Source organism: Cereibacter sediminicola, from assembly GCF_007668225.1.
Classification (GTDB): domain Bacteria; phylum Pseudomonadota; class Alphaproteobacteria; order Rhodobacterales; family Rhodobacteraceae; genus Cereibacter_A; species Cereibacter_A azotoformans.
Genome location: NZ_VDEK01000004.1, coordinates 68,688 through 85,969, shown reverse-complemented (window position 1 = coordinate 85,969; position 17,282 = coordinate 68,688). Strand labels below are relative to the sequence as shown.

Annotated in this window: 14 protein-coding genes; 7 read left to right on the top strand and 7 right to left on the bottom strand. The window is 68.6% G+C overall.

Annotation, left to right across the window (positions count from 1 at the left end):
• The first annotated feature begins 292 nt into the window (after window positions 1-292).
• Together FG154_RS04230 and FG154_RS04225 are read left to right on the top strand one after the other, a co-directional pair.
• The gene (locus tag FG154_RS04230; RefSeq protein WP_145104662.1) at window positions 293-2,719 is read left to right on the top strand and encodes a hypothetical protein; all 2,427 of its coding nucleotides are present in this window, start codon (window positions 293-295) and stop codon (window positions 2,717-2,719) included.
• 126 nt (window positions 2,720-2,845) lie between these two features.
• Window positions 2,846-4,054, top strand: coding sequence for a TIGR03862 family flavoprotein (locus FG154_RS04225; RefSeq protein ID WP_145104876.1), 1,209 nt, complete (start codon window positions 2,846-2,848; stop codon window positions 4,052-4,054).
• Here the strand turns inward: FG154_RS04225 and FG154_RS04220 are convergent.
• The 5 genes from FG154_RS04220 to FG154_RS04200 all read right to left on the bottom strand — a co-directional run bounded on the left by FG154_RS04220 (window position 4,014) and on the right by FG154_RS04200 (window position 9,507).
• Complete coding sequence (locus FG154_RS04220; RefSeq protein ID WP_145104660.1) at window positions 4,014-4,709, bottom strand: outer membrane beta-barrel protein; 696 nt, start codon at window positions 4,707-4,709, stop codon at window positions 4,014-4,016. The two genes, FG154_RS04225 and FG154_RS04220, sit on opposite strands and share 41 nt — an antisense overlap.
• Window positions 4,710-4,817: 108 nt before the next feature.
• Window positions 4,818-5,810: a DNA polymerase III subunit delta gene (gene holA, locus FG154_RS04215; protein WP_145104658.1), complete on the bottom strand. Its 993-nt coding sequence runs from the start codon at window positions 5,808-5,810 to the stop codon at window positions 4,818-4,820.
• Window positions 5,807-6,295 carry an LPS assembly lipoprotein LptE gene (gene lptE / locus FG154_RS04210; protein ID WP_145104656.1) on the bottom strand — a complete coding sequence of 163 codons (489 nt, stop codon included), beginning with the start codon at window positions 6,293-6,295 and terminating at the stop codon, window positions 5,807-5,809. Before lptE ends, holA begins: the two co-directional genes overlap by 4 nt.
• Window positions 6,282-8,870 carry a leucine--tRNA ligase gene (leuS, locus tag FG154_RS04205; protein WP_145104654.1) on the bottom strand — a complete coding sequence of 863 codons (2,589 nt, stop codon included), beginning with the start codon at window positions 8,868-8,870 and terminating at the stop codon, window positions 6,282-6,284. The genes lptE and leuS overlap by 14 nt, the downstream gene beginning before the upstream one ends.
• An 82-nt stretch (window positions 8,871-8,952) precedes the next feature.
• Window positions 8,953-9,507, bottom strand: a complete 555-nt coding sequence (locus tag FG154_RS04200; protein WP_145104652.1) for a DUF3576 domain-containing protein — start codon at window positions 9,505-9,507, stop codon at window positions 8,953-8,955.
• 284 nt (window positions 9,508-9,791) lie between these two features.
• Between FG154_RS04200 and FG154_RS04195 the strand changes: the two genes are divergently transcribed.
• From FG154_RS04195 to FG154_RS04185, 3 genes are all read left to right on the top strand, one after another.
• Entirely contained in the window at window positions 9,792-10,784 is a 993-nt protein-coding gene (locus FG154_RS04195; RefSeq protein ID WP_145104650.1) for a porin, read from the top strand.
• 228 nt (window positions 10,785-11,012) lie between these two features.
• Window positions 11,013-13,166, top strand: a complete 2,154-nt coding sequence (locus FG154_RS04190; protein WP_145104647.1) for a tetratricopeptide repeat-containing sulfotransferase family protein — start codon at window positions 11,013-11,015, stop codon at window positions 13,164-13,166.
• The gene (locus FG154_RS04185; protein WP_145104646.1) at window positions 13,159-13,824 is read left to right on the top strand and encodes a YggS family pyridoxal phosphate-dependent enzyme; all 666 of its coding nucleotides are present in this window, start codon (window positions 13,159-13,161) and stop codon (window positions 13,822-13,824) included. Before FG154_RS04190 ends, FG154_RS04185 begins: the two co-directional genes overlap by 8 nt.
• A gap of 4 nt (window positions 13,825-13,828) precedes the next feature.
• Here the strand turns inward: FG154_RS04185 and FG154_RS04180 are convergent, their stop codons facing one another.
• A complete protein-coding gene (locus FG154_RS04180) occupies window positions 13,829-14,323 on the bottom strand; it encodes a L,D-transpeptidase family protein (RefSeq protein ID WP_145104644.1) in 495 nt (164 codons plus the stop codon).
• Entirely contained in the window at window positions 14,320-15,408 is a 1,089-nt protein-coding gene (gene ribA / locus FG154_RS04175) for a GTP cyclohydrolase II (RefSeq protein WP_145104642.1), read from the bottom strand. The genes FG154_RS04180 and ribA overlap by 4 nt, the downstream gene beginning before the upstream one ends.
• Window positions 15,409-15,558: 150 nt before the next feature.
• Between ribA and FG154_RS04170 the strand changes: the two genes are divergently transcribed.
• Together FG154_RS04170 and FG154_RS04165 are read left to right on the top strand one after the other, a co-directional pair.
• On the top strand, window positions 15,559-16,245 hold the full coding sequence (locus FG154_RS04170; RefSeq protein ID WP_011910071.1) for a response regulator transcription factor: 687 nt from the start codon (window positions 15,559-15,561) through the stop codon (window positions 16,243-16,245).
• A gap of 234 nt (window positions 16,246-16,479) precedes the next feature.
• Window positions 16,480-17,268 carry an exodeoxyribonuclease III gene (locus tag FG154_RS04165; protein ID WP_145104640.1) on the top strand — a complete coding sequence of 263 codons (789 nt, stop codon included), beginning with the start codon at window positions 16,480-16,482 and terminating at the stop codon, window positions 17,266-17,268.
• The last annotated feature ends 14 nt before the right edge of the window (window positions 17,269-17,282 follow it).

The window sequence follows — 17,282 nt, the reverse complement described above, 5'->3', positions numbered from 1 at the left end:
TCCCTGGGAACAGGCGCTGGTGTCTACGATCCAGGAGGCGTGGATCCGTGGCGTCTCGATCTGTGACGCTCACCGCCCGCGGTTCACTGTCTCCGGCGGTCCAGCGATTCCGGTTCGACTGCGAGCGGCCCGGTCCGCCTGCGCCTCGGGGTGCCCAGACGCCGCGAATCAGGCCGCGGCACGGGCTCGTCGTCGGGCAGAGGCAGCGCGCGGTGTGGTTTACGAATATCAATCTCCAGCGGCGATCACCTTGCGAAGGGCCCCTGCGGCGCCTGTCATCAGAGGAAACGCCATGGCAATAGATCCCGACATCACACCCTTCCTCGACGCGCTCTCGTCCCGGATCGCGGGGCTCGAGGCACAGCTGGCCGCTCAGGTCCAGAACGCGCAGACCGAAGCCGACGGGCTCGCCGCGCAACTCGCTGCGGTCCGGGCCGATCTCCTCGCGCTCGGCTCGCATGCCTCGGACGAGGCCGCCGACCTTCTCGCGCGCCTCGGGGCTCTCGAGACCGCCCTTCCGGGGCTCGCCGACAGCAGCAGCTGCGGCGACAACGCACTGTCCGACCGGCTGAACACTCTCAGCCTGACGACCGATGCCGGCGACGCCGCGCTCGCCGACCGCCTGGTGCGGGTGCAGGATGCGCTCGACCAACTGGAGAGCCATCTCACCGGGGCGCTGGACCGCATCAGCCAGCTCGAAGGCACCACCACACCGGATGCCGGCCTGGCCGACCTGTTCGAGGATGGCACGGGCCAGTCCCCGGACGGCTGGCGGCAGGTGTGGCACGCGCTCTCCTGGGTCGAGGCGCAGGGTTGCGTGCGGGCCGAGCCGACAAGCACCGCCCGTTCGCTCCTGGCCTGCGACGCGGCGGACGGAGCCGTCGATATCGAGACACTCGCGCTCTTCACCTTCGCCGATGCGAGCGGATTTGCCGGCCTTGCGGTGCGGGCCGCCGGCGCGGCCGCGAGTGAAACCGGCTACCGGGTGATGTTCAACAACAACGGCTCGGGCCCGTCGCTGCAGGTCGTGCGGTTCAACGGGGGCGCGGCCACGATCCTGTCGAACCTCGCCTTCGCGCGGGCGGCCGCGGGCGATTACTGGCTGCGCGTTCGCATGGTGGGTGCGACACTGTCCTGGAAGGCCTGGGCCGCCACCGCGAACGAGCCCGCCGCCTGGACGGGAACCCTGACGGACACGAGCCCGATCACCACCGGCGGCTGGGCGGGCCTCTGCGCCGGAGGCGGGAACGGGCTGGCGACCGTCCGTTGCCAGCGATTCTCGTGGGCCTTCGACGGGGCGTCGGCCGCCCCGGTCGAGGTTGCCGCCCCCGCCGACAGCGGCGGCACCGTTCCGGCTCCTGTCGAGGCAAACCCGTGGGAGCTGCTGGGCACCCTGCCCCTGCCCGTGATCGCCTATGACGATCCGGCCACCCGAACGATCCATGTTCCGCCGGGCCAACGCTATGCCTACATCAAGGTGACGGCGGATCAGCCCGTGCGGATGACCGCGATCCTGCGACCCTTCGTCCAGAACACGACCGGGGGCGGCATCAATGTCGGCGCCGACCAATCGCTCTGGGTCGGAAACTACTGGCATGTCTGGCGGCCGGATGACGATGCCGAGATGTGGATCACCATCGACATGCGGACCACGACCCGGACCGCGGGCCAGAGGTTCCTCCTCTATCTCCACACGGACATGGGCGGCTGGCGCACGGCGTCTCCGGTCACGGCCTATGTCGAGATCAAGGACGGCGCGGTGAACGAGCCACCGGCCGTCCTGCCCCGCCATCGCCCGCCGATGCGGCTGAACATCACCGGCACGCCGACGGCGCAGCTCGATGCCGCCAGCGCGCGCTGGTCGGATACGGGCTATCTCGACAACAGCGCGTCCGGCACGCCCTGCTGGCGCTCGCGCCTTTCACATGGCTACACGCAGGACGGCAACGCCGAGGTCGGCCTCTACATGAACGAGGATATCTGGCCCACGCAGTCGGCATCCCCGCATGCGAGGGTGAGCGACGGGCAGGGCCGCGCCGCGATCCGCCTGCGCTCCTGCCGTCTGCCCGCTCCGGTGACCTACAACTCGACCCGCATCTTCTACCATCAGGCCTCGGTCCTGATCGGCCAGCGCATGCCGGAATGGCGGGGCAAGACCGGCATCTGGAGGGCGCGCTGCGTCACGTCCAGCCGCAAGTATTCTTGGCCGGCGTTCTGGCTGATCGCCGAAGGATGGCCGCCCGAGATCGACGTCTTCGAGCATTTCAACAGCATCTACGGATCCTGGCCCGATGGCGGCTGGAGCACCTGCAACGTCCACTCGGGCGAGTATGGCTCGCTGTCGGTCAGGACGCGCGCGCCGCTCAAGTTCGATCTTCGCAAGCTGGGTTTCGACGGCTTTGACGCCTACTCGGAGATCCACGACTACGCCGTCCTTGTGACCCGAGAGCGGGTCTACTGCTTCATCGACGGCATCGAGGTCTATTGCGGGCCGAACGGGGCCAAGCACCAGAACTGGGACGCGAACTGGTCGCTCTATCCGATGTTCGACGTGGCGGCCAAGTTCTCGAGCCCGGACAGCTACGCCTACAGCGACGGAAGCGGCGACATGCACATCTACTCGGCCGCGCGCTACGAGACCTCGGCCGCCTCGCTCGTGCCGGTTACCGAAGCGCGCCCGTGGCCGAACGGCAAGCAGCTTCCCGATCCGACCTACTGACCTACTGACCCGCTGTCCTTTGCAGCTGTCAGCCGGGCGCGGCGCCGCGAGACGGCGCCGCGCCCTCTTCCTGTTTCCCGGCACCCCGACTAGGGTGCGCCCGCGGGAAAGATGCGGGACGAACAGATGGACGCTCTGGTGATCGGCGGCGGGCCGGCGGGGCTGATGGCGGCCGAAGAACTTGCGAGGGCCGGTCGCCGGACCGTGATCTGCGAGGCGAAACCCAGCGTCGCGCGCAAGCTGCTGATGGCCGGCAAATCGGGCCTCAACATCACCAAGGACGAGCCGGCCGCCCCTTTCCTTGCCCGATATGAGGAGGCCGCGGACTGGCTGGCGCCCATGCTCGCCGACTTCGGGCCGACCGAGGTGCAGGACTGGTGCCGCGCGCTCGGGCAGCCGGTCTTCACCGGCTCGTCCGGGCGGGTGTTCCCGCAGGCCATGAAGGCCTCGCCGCTGCTGCGGGCGTGGCTGGCGCGGCTGGCGTCGCTCGGGGTCGAGATCCGCACCCGCTGGCGCTGGGAAGGGTTTGGCAAAGGTCTCCGCTTCCGCACGCCCGAAGGCATGGTCGACCTCGCGCCGCGCGTGACTGTGCTCGCCCTCGGCGGGGCGAGCTGGTCGCGGCTGGGCTCGGACGGCGCGTGGGCCCCGTGGCTTGACGCGCGCGGCATCGGGATCGCGCCCTTCCGCCCCGCCAACATGGGCTTCCGCGTGGCCTGGTCGGCGCACATGGCCCGGCATTTCGGTTCGCCCGTCAAGGGTGTGGCCCTGCTGGCGGGCAATCGTCGGGAGAGGGGGGAGTTCGTGATCTCGGCCCGCGGCCTCGAGGGCGGCGGCATCTACGCCATCGCCCGCCTGCTGCGCGAGGGCGCTCCGCTTGCGCTCGATCTGTTGCCGGATCTGACACTGGATGAGGTGCGCGCCCGGCTGGCCCGCGGCCGGGCCGGAGAGAGCCTCGCCAACCGCCTCCGCAAGCTGGGCCTTGCGCCCGCAGCCGTGGCGCTGGTGCAGGAGTTCGCGCGCCCCCTCCCCCCGGTCGAGGCTCTGGCGGCCCGGCTCAAGGAGCTGCCGGTGCCGCTGGACGGGCCACGTCCGCTCGACGAGGCAATCTCGACCGCGGGAGGCATCATCCGTGAGAGCCTGACCAGCGGGCTCGAACTGCGCGCGCTTCCCGGCGTCTTTGCCTGCGGGGAAATGCTGGACTGGGAGGCACCGACGGGAGGCTATCTCCTCACCGCCTGCCTCGCGACCGGACGCCATGCCGGCCGCGCGGCAGCCTTTTTCAACGGCCCCGGCCTCAGAGCCCCGGAGCCACCGCCGTCAGGGTCCGCCGGCTGAACATCGTGCCGCGTCCGAAGTCGAAGCGGGCACCGAGACCGATGTAGGGCTCGGACCCGTCAAGCCCGAGATCGTCCGCATTCACCGTCCCCAGCTCGGCCGTCAGCGCCAGCCCGTTCGGCAGCGTGTAGTCGCCGGTCAGCCCGACGCGCGTGGTATCAAGCCCCTCGACGTCAAGGTGGTTCACCTTGGCGCCGACCCCGAAGCCGCTGGCCAGCGACACGCGACCTTCCAGCCCCATCATCGAGCCCGTCAGGCCGGAGTTGTCCGCGCGCCCGACATAGGCCTCGACATCGAAAAGGTCGCTCTTCTGGCCGACCTCGAACCCGTAGAAGTTCACGCCGTCGCCCGCCAGCTCCTCGATCCCGTAAAAGGCCCCGAGCGCGGTCTCGGGCGTGACATAGAGCAGGCCGTGAACGGCCACCGAGGTCGCATCATCCTCGATCCCGTGCAGCCGCGCGTAGCCGAGATCGCCCTGCACGCCAAAGTTGGTCCCGATCGACATCTCGGCGCTGCCGCCAAGGCTGGTCTTGGACACGTCGCCATCCTCGGTGAAGAAGGAATGGCTGAAATCGAGGGTCGCACCCGTCATCTGGGCGGCCGCCGGAGATGCCGCCAGCGCCGCCCCGAGGGCGAGCAGGGATAGCCTGTTCATGGTCTGCTCCAAGTTTCTTGTTCTGCCTGCCACAGGATCTAGCATGTTCCGCACGAGGATTCACCCCCGGTAGAGGCATCATCGTGCCCCGCCTGCGAGAATCGGCCGTCACCTGACCGTGCAGAGCCGGATCAGCGCGCGCTCCATCACGGCCATCGCGGGGGCGCGACTGGCCGAGCGGAGCGTGAGGTCGGTCTCGACCAGCAGCGTGAGCGCCTCTTCCAGCCGGCTCGCGCCCCACTGGCGGGCCTGCCGCTGCATCCGCTCCTGCCGGGGGTTGAAGCCTCCCCGCCCCGGCTCCGCCCCGGCGGCGATCCGGTGCAGGCTGCGGAAATGGCGCATGGCGCCGATACAGAGGGCGACGGCCGTGACCCCCTGCGCCTCGAGCCGGCGCACCAGCGGCGAGACTTCGGCGCGCCGCCCCTCGGCGACGGCGTGGATCACCTCGTCAACGCCCGCCTCGATCGACGCAGGCGCCATCTCGGCCACATCCGCCGACGAGAGCGGTGCGGAATCGCCGAGCTTGTAGAGCGCGAGCTTTTCCACCGTCTGCCGGAAGTCGCCCGGATCGAGGTCGCGGGCCAGCGCAGCGAGACCCGCCATCGCCGCAGGGTCGATGCGCCCGAGGCCGGCCTGCCGGAGCATCGTGTCGATCTCCTCCCGCGTGGGCGGATCGTCGTAGAGGCCGATGCAGACCGCGTTCGGATGGGCCTCGAAAAGTTTTTTCAGCGACGACCGGCCGGTGAGTCCCCCCGCCGTCACCACCACCTGCGCATCCCCCGGGCGCCACTCCCTGAGCACCTTCCCGACCAGATCCGCCAAACCGTCCGTGGCCTCTTCCAGCAGCACCGCACGAGGGCCGTCGAAAAAACCTTTCGCCGTCATGGCGTCCATCAGCGCCGCCGGATCGCGGCGCAGGTCCGAGGCGGGAATCCGGGTCAGCCGCATCTCGGCCGCGCCCTCCGCCCCGATCAGCCCAAGGATCGCCTCCTGCCGTTTCAGCGCGACCCGCATCGCATCCTGCCCGAAGACAAGCAGCCCCGCGCGCGCCGGATCGGGCTTTGCAAGGTAGCGCACGGCCTCGGCGCCGCGCAGGATCATGCCAGCCAGCGCCCCGACGTCGCGATCAGTTGCGTCACGATCTGGTCGGCCAGGATGCGCATCAGGCGGTATTTCGCATCTTCTTCGGCCACCAGCGCCGCAACGGTCGAGCCGGTCGCCGACCAGGAGGTGAAGTTGGAGACCGTCCCGCTCTGGACGACCTCGCCGCTCGCCCGCTCCACAAGCGTGAACTCGATCCGGCCGGTCAGGTTGTAGCGGGTGATGGAGTCCGAAGGCGTGATGCCCACGCTGTCGATGCCGGTCGAGATCCGGTAGCGCAGGTCGAAGCGCGGGGCCTCGGGGCGGCCGATCCGCTCTTCCAGCCGCTCCACGAGGTCGAACCCGTTCTTGTCGGTCGGATCCTCCACGCGGATCGAGCCCTGCAGCTGCTCGGCCGGGCCGCCCGGCCCATAGGCCGGACGGAAGCCGCAGCCGGCCAGTGCCAGCGCGGCGAGCAGGAAGGAGCGGCGGTCAGATGACGACATTGACGATGCGGCCCGGCACGACGATCAGCTTCTTCGGAGCGCCTCCCGACAGCGCCCGCTGCACAGCTTCGTCCGCCAGCACCAGCTTTTCAACCTCGGAAGCGGCCATGTCCTTCGGCACCGTGACTTCGGCCCGGCGCTTGCCGTTGATCTGGATCGGCAGGGTCACCATGTCATCGACCAGAAGCGCAGGGTCCGCCTTGGGCCAGGGCGCCTGCGCGACCAGCCCCTCGCCGCCGAGCATCGACCAGACCTCTTCCGCAAGGTGCGGCACCATCGGCGACATGAGCTGCGCCATGGTCCGCATCGCGCGCCGCTTCGCCTCGGCCCCCGCGGCCGAGCGCGACAGCGTGTTGGTGAATTCGTAGAGCTTGGCGATGGCCTTGTTGAAGGCAAAGCCCTCGATGCCTTGCGTCACCTCGGCGATGGCCTTGGCGGTGGCACGATCGAGCGCCACATCCTCGGCATTGGCGGCAGCGTCGGCGCGGCTGATCTCGTCGGCGAGCCGCCAGACGCGGCCCAGATGCTTGAACGCCGCCTCGGCGCCCGAGGCCGTCCATTCCACGTCGCGCTCGGGCGGGCTGTCCGACATCACGAACCAGCGCGCCGTATCGGCACCGAACTGGCTTATGATGTTCATCGGATCGACGACGTTCTTCTTCGACTTCGACATCTTTGCCGAGGGAATAATTTTAACTTTGGAGCCATCCGCCTTCAGGAAGGCATTCCCTTGTTCATCCTTCTTCACTTCCTCAGGAAGGAAATAGACGAGCCTGACATTGATAACCCCATTGGGCGATGTGCCTGCACATTGGCTCTGGCAGTAGATCTCGTGCGTCACCATCCCTTGCGTGAAGAGCGCGTTGAACGGCTCGATCGCCTTGGCGGGCAGGTGGCCGGTCTTCTGCATCGCCCGCGCGAAGAAGCGGGAATAGAGCAGGTGCAGGATCGCGTGCTCGATGCCGCCGATATACTGGTCGACGTTCATCCAGTAGTCGGCTTCCTCGGGGTCGGTGGGCGTCGCGGCGCGCGGCGCGGTGAAGCGCGCGTAATACCAGCTCGAATCGACAAAGGTGTCCATCGTGTCGGTCTCGCGCCGGGCCTTGGCGCCGCATTTCGGGCAGGTGCAGTCGCGCCATGTCGGATGGCGGTCGAGCGGGTTGCCCGGCACGTCGAAGGTCACGTCATCGGGCAGGCGGACCGGCAGGTTTTCCTTCGCCTCAGGCACCACGCCGCAGGTCTCGCAGTGGATCACCGGGATCGGGCAGCCCCAGTAGCGTTGCCGGCTGATGCCCCAGTCGCGCAGGCGGTAGTTGGTGACGCCGCGGCCGACACCCTTCGATTCGCAGAACTCGATGGCGGCGGCGACAGCTTCCTCGCCGGTCTGCACCAGCGAGCCGGCAAAGCCGCGGACATAGGCCACGCGCTCGGATTTCATTGGCACGAAGGCTTCGGTCAGCGGCGCCTCCTCGGTGCCTTCGGCGACGAAGACCGGCGGGATCGGCAGGCCGTATTTCGAGGCGAACTCGAAATCGCGCTGGTCATGCGCCGGGCAGCCGAAAATTGCCCCCGTGCCGTAATCCATCAGGATGAAATTGGCGATATAGACCGGCAGTTCCCACGCCGTGTCAAAGGGATGCCGCACCCGGATACCGGTGTCGAAACCCTTTTTCTCCGCCTTCTCCAGCGCCTCTTCCGAGGTGCCGACGCGGCGGCATTCGGCGACGAACCCGGCCACCTCGGGCGAGTGCCGCTCGAGATGCCTGGCCAGCGGATGATCCGGCGAGATCGCGGCGAAGGACGCCCCCATCAGCGTGTCCGGGCGCGTCGTGTAGACCTCGAGCCGGTCGAAGCCCTCGGGCGCGCCCACGGTCGAGAAGGCGAACTGCAGCCCGCGCGACTTGCCGATCCAGTTGGCCTGCATCAGCCGCACCTTCTCGGGCCAGTCCTTCAGCCTGTCGAGTGCCTCCAGCAGTTCACCCGCATAGTCCGAGATCCGGAAGAACCACTGCGTCAGCTCGCGCCGCTCGACCGGCGCGTTCGAGCGCCAGCCCTTGCCGTCGATCACCTGCTCGTTCGCGAGCACCGTCATGTCGACCGGGTCCCAGTTCACCACGGCGTTCTTGCGGTAGATCAGGCCCGCCTCAAGCATGTCGATGAACATCGCCTGCTGCTGGCCGTAATACTCCGGGTCGCAGGTCGCGAACTCGCGGCTCCAGTCGATCGACAGGCCCAAAGGCTTCATCTGCGCGCGCATGTCGGCGATGTTGCCGTAGGTCCAGTCCTTGGGATGGCCGCCGCGCTCCATCGCGGCGTTCTCGGCCGGCATCCCGAAGGCGTCCCAGCCCATCGGATGCAGCACCGAATAGCCGGCGGCGGCCTTCTGCCGCGCCACCACATCGCCCATCGTGTAGTTGCGGACATGCCCCATGTGGATGCGCCCCGACGGATAGGGGAACATCTCGAGCACATAATATTTCGGCCGCGAGGGGTCGTGCCGCGCCGTGAAGACGCCCGCCTCATCCCAGGCGGCCTGCCAACGGCTTTCGGTTGCTGCGGGGTCGTAACGCGACATGGCGGCCTCTTCGGAACAGGGATCGCCCGCAGTTACACCGAGGCAGCGGCCGAGGTCCAGAGCCGCCCCGGCCCCCGCCCCGTCAGAGACGCGAGTCGCGCAGCCTCAGCTGCCGTGCCCGGGTCAGGATCGCATCCTCGACCGCACGCTGGGTCTCGGCCGAGACCGGACCGCCGCCCTGCCCCTGCAACGCCACCTTGAGCGAGCGCGCATCGAGCGCCGCATCCTGCACATAGACGGTCGCGCGATAGGCCCGCCCGCCGCCCGGCGGCACGCCATAGCCGGTCGAGATCACCCCGGTGAAGGGATCGACCGACTGCACCGGCAGGAAGTTCAGCACCTCGAGCGCGGCGTTCCAGATATACTTGTTCACGCCGACGGTGGTGTTGGGGTTGTCCTTGGTCCCGAACAGGTCCCACACGCTCGAGCGCCCACCACTGTTGGCCCCCGCCACCGTGGCGCCGCGGTTGCGCTCGGCGAACTCCGCCTGCCGCTGGGCCGCCGCCGCTTCCACCTGCCGCTCGGCCCCGCCGCCCGTGAAGCCGCTGTTTCCCCCGCCCGTCATGCCGCCGCAGGCCGAGAGCGAAAGCGCAAGCCCGACCGGAAGGGCGGCGCGCGCGAGGCGATGGAAGCTCATGAAGTCCCCCGTGTGTGACGTCCCGTGCTGTCTATCCGAGGCTCCGGACCGTGCCAAGGTTTTTCCGGCGCCGCGGTCCGGGCGGCGGGAAAGCGACTGTTTTACCGACCCTTGGACGGTTCCGCGGGCACCCTCGCGGACTGTGGCAAGACTGCACCATCATCAACGTCTTTCCCCGCAACAGGCCCGTTCCGTTTGCAATCGAGGCCATCCGGAGGGAAACAGAGGCAGGCCCACTCGGATTCCCCTGAGCTGGGGCGCAGACGAGACAAACGAGGGAAACTATGAAACAGATTCTTCTTGCGACCACGGCTCTGGTCATGACCGCGGGCGTGGCTGCGGCCGAAATCAGCTTCTCGGGCTACGCCGAGATGGGCGTCGTCGGCGGCGGTGACGACAACATCAACTTCGCTTCCAACGGCGAAACCCAGTTCCACAACGACTTCGACCTCAAGGTCACCGCGACCAGCGAGACCGACACCGGCCTCGCGTTCGGTGTGAGCGTCGAAATCTCGAAGGACGAAGGCCGCTCGAACGGCAACTTCTCGGCCGACAACGAAGCGGCCTTCATCTCGGGCGCCTTCGGCACCCTGACCATGGGCGAGATCGACGGCGCCGTTGACTGGGCGATCACCGAAAACGTCGGCAACCCGGGCTCGATCGGCGACGACGAAACCATGCACGCCGGCTACATGGGCGCGTTCGGTGACGGCAACTACGACAACCAGATCGCCCGCTACGACTACAGCTTCGGCGACTTCGGCGTGGCCATCTCGGCCGAGCTGGACGACAGCGGCGAGAACGACGACGGCTACGCCGTCGGTATGAAGTACCGTGGCGACTTCGCCGGCTTCGGCCTCGGCCTCGGCCTCGGCTACCAGAGCATGACCACCTCGGGCAACTGGGCCCCGGGCAACCTCGGCGACTTCCTCGGCGCTCTGCCGGGCGGTGTTGACATGGACATCTACTCGGTGTCGCTCACCGGTGACTTCAACAACGGCTTCGTGGCTGGCGTTGCTTACACCAAGTTCAACAACGACATCGAAGACTTCGAGCACCTCGGTGTGTCGGCTGGCTACACCATCGGCGCCTTCCAGGTCGGCGCGAACTACGGCGAGTTCGACCTCGACGGCGACAAGGCCAAGGGCTACGGCATCGCGGCGGCCTACGACCTCGGCGGCGGCCTGAAGCTGCACGGCGGCTACGGCGACTCGGACATCGACGGCGTGGACGGCGACTTCGAGACCTACTCGGTCGGCGTGTCGATGTCGTTCTGATCGGATCTCCGATCCTGAATGGAAAGAGCGGGCCTTGTGCCCGCTCTTTTCATTTCCACCGCTTGCATCCTGACCCTCTTGCCGCACCAGAAAGACCCGCACCGGCGCTCGCAACGCAGTCCGGGAACGGGCGGCGAGCCGACAGTTCCGGCACAGAGGCGCCTCCCGCCAAATCGACAGAGGCGCCCCGCCGTGGTAATCGCGCGGCAGACCCTGCGGATGGATCCCATGCTGCCCCTGAACCCTGCCCACCTCCCCCGGCTTCTGACCGAGGCGCTGCGCCTGCACGAGGCCGGCCGCCTGCCCGAGGCCGAGGAGCGTTACCGCTCGATGCTGGCCATCGCGCCCGACGATGCGCCGGCGAACTTCCACCTCGGCCGCCTGCTCGCCACCCGCCGCGCGCCCGAGGCGCTGGACCGTCTCGGCCGCGCCGCGCGGAGCCGCCCGCAGGAGGCCGCCGCCTGGCAGACCTGGAGCGCCGCCGCGGCCACCTTTGGCGACAGCGCCGCCCGCCAGACCGTGATCGAGGCCGCGCGCGAGGCTCGCCTGCCCCCTCCGCTCCTGCAGCAGATCGAGGGCCGGCTGTCGGCCGGGCAGCCGAAGCCCGTGGCGCAGCCCCGCATCGGGCGCGCGGCACCCGCCGAGGTGAAGGCGCTTCTGGCCGACTATCAGGCAGGGCGGATGCCGACCGCCGAGCGCCGCGCCCTCGCGATCCTCAAGGCCGCTCCCGACTGCGCACTCGCCGCGGATGTGCTGGGCAATGCGCGGATGGCGCTCGGCCAGCCCGCAACCGCCCTCGCCGCCTTCCAGCGCGCCACGGCGCTCGAACCGGGCTGGCCGGATGGGCATCTCCATCTGGCGCAGGCGCTTCTCGCACTCGGACGCCCGGCCGAAGCGCTCGATCCGCTGGGTCGCGCCGCGAGCCTGTCCCGCAAGCCCGCCCGCGCGCTCATCCTGCTTGCGGTGACGCTGGCCCGGCTGGGCCGACCCGCGCAGGCGCTGGCGGCTCTCAAGCGCGCGGTGGCCGCCGAACCGGACCATGCCGAGGCGCACCTCCAGCTCGGGATCCTGCAGACCGACCTGCGCAACCTGGCCGAGGCCGAAGCCGCCTTCCGCGCCGCCGAGGCGGCCGGCAACCGCTCGGCCGATCTGCAGCTGCGGCTCGGACAGGTGTTGCTGTTGCGGGGCGACGAGGCGGGGGCGGAGGCCGCCTACGACAGGGGCCTCGCGCGCGAGCCCGACCATGCGATGCTGCTCTCGCGCAAGGGGCTGCTGCTGCAGGGCCGCGGCGCCTTTGCCGAGGCCGAGGCGCTGCTGCGCCGGGCGATCACCCTCGCGCCGGATCGGGGAGAGTTCTACCGCATCCTGTCGGCGAGCCTGAAGATGACGCCCGACGACCCGCTTCTGGCCGACATGCAGCGCCGCTTCGACGACCCCGCCACGCCCGAGGCCGACCGGATGCATCTCGGCTTTGCGCTGGCCAAGGCGATGGACGACCTCAAGCGCCCCGACAGCCTCTTTGCCTATCTGCACCCGGCCAACCGGCTGATGCGCAAGGCCCACCCCTATGACATCGCCACCCGCCGGGCGGAGCTTGACGGGATCTTCAGGACCTTCGCCGATTTCACCCCCGCGCCCGCGCCCGGTGCCACGGACTACGCCCCCGTCTTCGTCACCGGCATGCCGCGCTCGGGCACAACGCTTGTCGAGCAGATCATCGCCAGCCACAGCCGCATGACCGGCGCGGGTGAGGCCGGGGTTGCCGCGCGCGAGGTGCAGAAGGTCGTGCTCGACGCCGAGGGTCGCCACCGCCGCTGGGGCGACATCCCGCCCGAAGAGGTCGCCGCCATGGGCCGCCGCTACGAGGCCGAGATGCGCCGCCGCTTTCCCGACGCGCTTCAGGTCACCGACAAGTCGATCCAGACCCACGCCTGGATGGGCTTCATCGCCTCGGCCCTGCCCAGGGCGAAGTTCGTGGTCGTGCGCCGCGACCCGCGCGATACCGCGCTCTCGATCTATCGGAATGTCTTTGCCGAGAACACGCATCTCTACGCCTATGACCTGCGCGACCTCGGCCTCTACTTCCGCATGTTCGAGGAGCTGATCGACTTCTGGCGCGAAAAGCTGCCGGGGGGCTTCCACGAGATCCGGTATGAGGATCTGGTGGCCCATCCCGAAGAGGAGTCGCGCCGCCTGATCGCCGCCTGCGGCCTGCCGTGGGAGGATGCCTGCCTCAATTTCCACGAGAACACGCGCCGCGTGCAGACGCTGAGCCTCTATCAGGTGCGCCAGCCGATCTACCGCAGCTCGACCCGGGCGTGGGAGCGCCATGCCGCGGACCTCAAGGAGTTCATCGACGCGCTGGAGGGCAAGAATGCTTGAGACGATCCTAAAACGCATCGCCGAGGCCGAGAAGGCCGCGGGCCGCGCGCCCGGCTCGGTCGAGCTGATCGCGGTCTCGAAGGTGCAGCCGCTTGACCGCGTGGTGGCGGTGCTCGAGGCGGGCCACCGGATCTTCGGCGAGAACTACGTTCAGGAGGCGCAGGGCAAGTGGCCCGACCTGAGGGCGCGGTTCGGGCGCCTCTCGATCCACATGATCGGGCCGTTGCAGACCAACAAGGCCAAGGCCGCCGTCGGGCTTTTCGACGCGATCCACACGCTCGACCGGCCGTCGCTCGCCGACAAGCTGGCCCGCCTCGCGCAGGAGCGCGGCGCCTCGCCCGAGCTGTTCGTGCAGGTGAACACGGGCGAAGAGCCGCAGAAGGCCGGCGTCCTGCCCGCCGACGCCGACGGCTTCATCGCCACCTGCCGCAGCATGGATCTGCCGGTCCGCGGCCTCATGTGCATCCCGCCCGAGGGCGAGGACAGCGCGCCCCACTTCGCCCAGCTGGCCGCGATCGCCGATCGGAACGGGCTCGGCGGCCTGTCGATGGGCATGAGCGGCGACTTCGAGGCGGCCATCGCCGCGGGCGCGACCCATGTCCGCGTGGGATCGGCCATCTTCGGCGCGCGCGACTACACGGCCGCCGGCCGGGCCTGAGCGGTCAGCGCACGACCAGCCGGCTCTCGGGCGTCAGGCGGTGCGCGAGCCACAGCAGGTCGGTGCGGGAAAAGGCCACGCAGCCCGCCGTCGGATGGCGCGGCCGCCGCCAAGTGTGCAGGAAGATCGCCGAGCCGCGGCCCGGCACCGCCTCGGGCCAGTTCCAGTCGGTGAGCAGGATCACGTCATAGAGCGGATCCGCGCGGCTCAGCCGTTCGTGCCCGTAGCGGTGGGGCGCGCGCACCAGCTGGTTGTAATCCACGTCGCGCGGATCATCCGACCACAGGTCCGACGGGCCGAAGGGCTGGGCCCAGTCGGGCAACTCCGAAGTGGCCACCCGGTCGGGGCGATAGAGCAGCCCGGCGATGCGGTGCGTGCCGCGCGGCGTGGCGCCGTCTCCCTCGCGCTTCTCGTGCGTGATGCCGCCCCTCCCGATCGAGCAGGGCAGGAACCGGCGTCCGAAGCGCGCGCCCTGGTGGGTGACCACAAGATCCGTCATGCGAGATGCCCCGACTTGGCGGCCTTGGTGGCAAGATAGGCCGCGTTGAACTCGTTCCGCCCGACATGCAGCGGCGCACGCTCGGTCACCCGGATGCCGTTCGCCTCCATCATGCGGATCTTCGCCGGATTGTTCGTCATGAGGCGCACCGCCGAAAAGCCCATCTGCCGCAGGATGCCCGCCCCGATGCGGAAATCGCGCTCGTCATCCTCAAAGCCCAGCCGATGGTTGGCTTCGACCGTGTCAAACCCCTGATCCTGAAGCGAATAGGCCCGCATCTTGTTGGCGAGCCCGATCCCCCGCCCCTCCTGGTTGAGGTAAAGCAGCACGCCCGCCCCCTCCTCGCCCATCCGCGCCAGCGCCGACCGGAGTTGCGGGCCGCAGTCGCACTTGAGGCTGCCCAGAACGTCGCCGGTGAAGCAGGCCGAATGGAGCCGGGCAAGCACGGGCTCGGCCCTGTCGGGCTTGCCGATCTCGATGGCGTAATGCTCTTCGCCGCCGTCTTCGGGACGGAAGACATGCACGCGCCCCGCCTGCGAGGCGACCATCGGCACCCGCGCCGAGACCACCGGATGGAGAGGCGACCCGCGGCTGAGTTCCGGCTCGACCTCGGACAGCGGCAGGAGGGTCAGGGAATGCTCGGCGGCGAGCCTAATCGGATCGGGCACCGCAACCAGAACCGCCGCGGGCAACAGATGCGCCGATTTCGCCAGCGCCAGGGCGGCCCGCGCCAGCCCCGCCCCGCCGCCCCGCAGGGCGCGGAGCGGGCCCTTCATCGGCAGCCGCAGGTCGTCGGCCGGATCCGCCACCGCCTTCAGCCAGTCCTCGCCCGCCGCGTCCGGCAGCTCGATCCGGGCAAGATCCCCGTCATAGACGCGCGCCTTGAGCGTCTCGGCCCGGCGCGCGGTGATGGCCAGCACCGGCTGCCCCATGAGACGCAGCTCGGCCAGCCGCGCGGGCTCCAGCGCCTCGACGGCGACGGCAAGCACGCCCTGGCCGTTTTCGGTCAGCACGACAGGCACGCCCATCCGCAGGTCGCCTCGGGCACGGTTCAGGCGTTCGACGATGCTGAGGGAAAGCGGCATGACGGGTCCTTTCCGCTTCTTCCTAGCGAGACCTGAAGGAAATTGAAACATTCCGCCGTCTTGCGACACGAGCGCGTGAGAAATCGGCCGCAAATCTTGCCGTCTGCCGGGCGCACGCACATGTGATCACCACGAACGAAGGAGTGACGGATGGCTTCCCTGAAGAAGATTCTCTTGGTGGACGATGACGACGACCTTCGCGAGGCCCTGAGCGAACAGCTCGTGATGACCGAGGATTTCGACGTCTTCGAGGCCGCCTCGGGCGCGGAAGGCATGGAGAAGGCCAAGGCCGGTCTCTATGACCTCGTGATCCTCGACGTGGGTCTGCCGGACACCGACGGGCGCGAACTCTGCCGCCGGATGCGCAAGGCCGGGGTCAAGTGCCCGGTGATGATGCTGACGGGACATGATTCGGACAGCGACACCATTCTGGGGCTCGATGCGGGCGCAAACGACTATGTGACCAAGCCCTTCAAGTTCCCGGTGTTGCTTGCGCGCATCAGGGCGCAACTCCGTGCGCACGAACAATCAGAGGATGCAATCTTCCAGCTGGGTCCCTACAGCTTCCGCCCGGCGCAGAAGATGCTGGTGGACGAAAAGGACCGCAAGATCCGCCTGACCGAGAAGGAAACCAACATCTTGAAGTTCCTTTACAGGGCCTCACAAGGTGTTGTGGCGCGAGAGGTGCTTCTCCACGAGGTTTGGGGCTATAACGCCGGCGTCACAACCCACACGTTAGAGACGCACATCTACAGGTTGCGCCAGAAGATCGAGCCCGATCCGTCCAATGCCCGTCTTCTCGTCACCGAGTCCGGCGGTTACAGGCTGGTTGCGTGAGATCAATTTAACGATCACACTCTTCTGTATAGACTGCATGAGAAGCGGCGGGCTCGCCCGTTGCGAGAGTTCCCTCCCGTGTCGGGGTTAGAGACACGGACCCTCCCTGTTGGATCTGGCCGGGCCTCGTGCCCGGCCTTTTTTCATGCTTCGTGAATGACCGCGCTGCGGCGGGGCGATGGACCCGCCCGGCCGCGCGGGCTAGGAAGAAGGGCCCTGAGACCGGAGCCTGCCATGACCTTCACCCTCGCCACCTGGAACATCAACTCGGTCCGCCTGCGCGAGGCGCTGGTCTCGCGCCTGCTGACGGAAGAGATGCCCGACATCCTCTGCCTGCAGGAATGCAAGAGCCCGGTCGAGAAGATGCCGCTCGAGGCGTTCCGGGCGCTCGGCTACAACTGGTGCGTGGCCCGCGGGCAGAAGAGCTACAACGGCGTGGCGATCCTGTCGAAGCTGCCGCTGGTCGATGCGGGCGACCATGACTTCGCTGATCTGGGCCATGCGCGCCATGTCTCGGCGACGCTCGGGAACGGAGTCACGATCCACAACTGCTATGTGCCAGCGGGCGGCGACATCCCCGACCGCGAGCAGAACGTGAAGTTCGGGCAGAAGCTCGACTACCTGACCCGGATGCGCGACTGGTGCCGCGCCGACACGCCGCGCAAGGCGATCCTCGTGGGCGACCTCAACATCGCGCCGCGCGAGGATGATGTCTGGAACCACAAGGCGCTCCTCAAGATCGTGAGCCATACGCCGATCGAGGTGGACCATCTGAACGCGCTGATGGAGGCCGGCGCCTGGATCGACGTGACCCGCAAGGACCTGCCCGAGGGGCGGCTCTATTCCTGGTGGTCCTACCGGTCGCCGGACTGGGAGGCGGCCGACAAGGGCCGGCGGCTCGACCACATCTGGGCCACGCCCGACATTGCGAACGCAGCCCACGGCAGCCGGATTCTCCGCGCAGCCCGAGGCTGGCTGCAACCCTCCGACCACGCGCCGGTGTTCGCGACCTTCGATCTCTGAGGGCAGCGCCGGGA

What these genes read in the sequence shown, in the direction of transcription:
- FG154_RS04230 (WP_145104662.1), top strand. Translation starts at nt 293, where the DNA reads ATGGCAATAGATCCCGACATCACACCCTTCCTCGACGCGCTCTCGTCC.
- FG154_RS04225 (WP_145104876.1), top strand. Translation starts at nt 2,846, where the DNA reads ATGGACGCTCTGGTGATCGGCGGCGGGCCGGCGGGGCTGATGGCGGCC.
- FG154_RS04220 (WP_145104660.1), bottom strand. Translation starts at nt 4,709, where the DNA reads ATGAACAGGCTATCCCTGCTCGCCCTCGGGGCGGCGCTGGCGGCATCT.
- holA (WP_145104658.1), bottom strand. Translation starts at nt 5,810, where the DNA reads ATGATCCTGCGCGGCGCCGAGGCCGTGCGCTACCTTGCAAAGCCCGAT.
- lptE (WP_145104656.1), bottom strand. Translation starts at nt 6,295, where the DNA reads ATGTCGTCATCTGACCGCCGCTCCTTCCTGCTCGCCGCGCTGGCACTG.
- leuS (WP_145104654.1), bottom strand. Translation starts at nt 8,870, where the DNA reads ATGTCGCGTTACGACCCCGCAGCAACCGAAAGCCGTTGGCAGGCCGCC.
- FG154_RS04200 (WP_145104652.1), bottom strand. Translation starts at nt 9,507, where the DNA reads ATGAGCTTCCATCGCCTCGCGCGCGCCGCCCTTCCGGTCGGGCTTGCG.
- FG154_RS04195 (WP_145104650.1), top strand. Translation starts at nt 9,792, where the DNA reads ATGAAACAGATTCTTCTTGCGACCACGGCTCTGGTCATGACCGCGGGC.
- FG154_RS04190 (WP_145104647.1), top strand. Translation starts at nt 11,013, where the DNA reads ATGCTGCCCCTGAACCCTGCCCACCTCCCCCGGCTTCTGACCGAGGCG.
- FG154_RS04185 (WP_145104646.1), top strand. Translation starts at nt 13,159, where the DNA reads ATGCTTGAGACGATCCTAAAACGCATCGCCGAGGCCGAGAAGGCCGCG.
- FG154_RS04180 (WP_145104644.1), bottom strand. Translation starts at nt 14,323, where the DNA reads ATGACGGATCTTGTGGTCACCCACCAGGGCGCGCGCTTCGGACGCCGG.
- ribA (WP_145104642.1), bottom strand. Translation starts at nt 15,408, where the DNA reads ATGCCGCTTTCCCTCAGCATCGTCGAACGCCTGAACCGTGCCCGAGGC.
- FG154_RS04170 (WP_011910071.1), top strand. Translation starts at nt 15,559, where the DNA reads ATGGCTTCCCTGAAGAAGATTCTCTTGGTGGACGATGACGACGACCTT.
- FG154_RS04165 (WP_145104640.1), top strand. Translation starts at nt 16,480, where the DNA reads ATGACCTTCACCCTCGCCACCTGGAACATCAACTCGGTCCGCCTGCGC.